The sequence below is a fragment of the Micromonospora globispora genome (assembly GCF_003857015.1).
GTDB lineage: Bacteria > Actinomycetota > Actinomycetes > Mycobacteriales > Micromonosporaceae > Micromonospora > Micromonospora globispora.
On the sequence record NZ_QGGF01000337.1, the window covers coordinates 1 to 2199 of the forward strand.

1 protein-coding gene is annotated in these 2199 nt (G+C 77.4%); it reads right to left on the reverse strand.

What is annotated here, in order from left to right:
- Window positions 1-27: 27 nt before the first annotated feature.
- The coding region (locus tag DKL51_RS16595; RefSeq protein ID WP_124812231.1) for an FtsK/SpoIIIE domain-containing protein at window positions 28-2199 on the reverse strand (2172 nt) is incomplete at its 5' end.

The window sequence follows — 2199 nt, forward strand, 5'->3', positions numbered from 1 at the left end:
GGGCGGGCACGGCCGTACCGGTCTCGCTCACCCCGCCGACACCTCCCCGAACGGGACCAGCACCGTCCCTTGCTCTCCCGGGCCGTCCCAGAGCATCGCCCGGCCGGGGCGCGGTCGCCACAGCACCGGTCGGTCGAAGAGCGACTCCAGCCGGCTGCCCGGCACGTCCGTCACCACCACGGCGGTCAGCTTGTCCACCTCGCCCTCCGGCCCGAGCAGCCCGGCCAGCGTCCCGGCCGAGCGCCACCAGCCGAGCAGGTGCAACCCGGCCGGCGGCCCCTCCAGCAGCAGGGATCGGAGCCGGTCGCCGGGCAGCTCCGCCGCGTCCGGCACGTCCACCCCGAACACCACCAGGTAGCCCGGCTCGGCCGCGTCCATCGCGGCGCGCAGCCCGGCCACGTCAACCGTCTCCACCTGGTGCCGCCCGGTCAGCTCGGCGGCCAGCGCCGCGGCCGGCCCGGCCGACCCGTCGGCGAGCGGTGCCAGCACGAAGCGGGCGGACTGGTGGTGCCCGGCGGTGCTGCGTGCGGCGGTGACCAGCAGCCGGATCGCCTCGTCGTCGCGGCCGAGCACGGCGAGGTTCCGCCCGGCCGCCGGCCCGAGCGGTACGGCCACCGTGGAGCGACGGATGTCCACCGCCCGGCCGAGCAGCGCGGCCGGGGTGTGTGCCCGTCCGGCCACCGCGACCCGGTACCGCGGGTCGTTGGTCAGCAGCGGTCGCGCGAACCCGGCGAAGACGACGGGCGGAGGAGCGTCCTCCGGCCGGCCCGCCCAGAGCCGGTGCCGCAGCTCGGCGAGGGTGTCCGGATCCTCGTGCGGGTCCGGGAATCGGATCATGCGTTCGTGGCCGCGGGTGGCGCCCCGCGGGCCGCCCAAGCCCCCGGCGGTGTTCACGATCGCGGTGCCGACCGGCAGCCCCGCCGCCGCGTCGTTCGTCGGCTCCAGCACCGCCGAGCCGCCGGGCAGCGCGACCCGGACCGGGAACTGACCGAGCAGCGGGTCCCGTGGACCGCCGAGGCCGAGGTCGCCCTCGCCGGCGAGGACCAGGTGGATCCCGTACGCCCGGGCACTGCGGGCCAGCGCGTCCAGCCGCCCCAGGATCTCGGCAGCGAACCGGTCCCGCTCCCGCAGCAGCAGGGGCACGTTGTCGATCACGCAGACGATCCGGGGCAGCGGTTGGTGCTGCCGCAGCTCCGCGTAGCGCTGCCCGCCGGCCCGTCGGCCCGCCTCCTCCCGGCGGTGCAGCTCCGCCTCGAGCTGCCCGACGAGGTCCGCCACGTACTCCCGGTCGGCGGCCATCCCGGCCGTCCGGACCTGCGGCACCCAGGAGCGGTCCCGCTCGGTCTGCAGGAACTCCACGAAGGACTCGCCGTCGGCGAGGTCCGCCAGGTAGAGGATCAGCTCGTCCGGGCCGTACCGGGCGGTCAGCCCGAACAGGACGTTGGTCAGGAACGCCGAGCGCCCGGCGCCGGAGCGGCCGCTGACCAGCCAGTGCGGGGTCAGCTCGGTGAACCCGAGGCTCACCGGCCGCCCGGCCGCGTCCCCGACCATCGTGGCGAGCCCGTCGACCGAATCGGCCGCCCACAAGTCCCCGGTGGGAAGCAGGTCGGTCAGGGCCAGGCGGGTGCCGTCCTCGATCTGCCGCGCCAGCCGGCGACAGACCCCGGCCACGAGTTCGGCCGGCGGGTCCTCGTCCACGAAGACCGGGGCGTGCAGACCGCCGGGCTCCTCCGTACCCGGGCTGCTGAACCCGGCAGCCGGCGGATCCCCGACCAACGCATACGCGTTCCGTACCGCGATGGGGGTGGCCTGGGGCAGCGGTGCGCGGCCGGCGGGCGGCCAGCCCGCCACGACCAGGTGCAGACCGGCCCGGTGGCCCTGTGCCGCCAGCGCCGCCAGCCGGTCCAGGTCGGTCGCGCCCGCGGCGGGCAGCGCCGCCACCATCAGGAGCAGCGTACGGTCGTGGCCGCGCTGTCGGGCGGTGCCCGCGCCCGCCCACTGCTCGGCCTCGGCGAGCACGGCCCGGAGGCCCGCCACGTCCACCGCCGGCGGCGGCAGCAGCCCGGCGTCGGCCAACGCGACGAACCCGGCGAACGTGCCGCCGGTCGGCTCGCCGTTCCCGGGGGTCCCGGCGGTGGCGGCCACCGCACGGACCAGCCGCGAACCGGCCGGCGCGGCGGCGAGCAGCCGCAGCAGGAG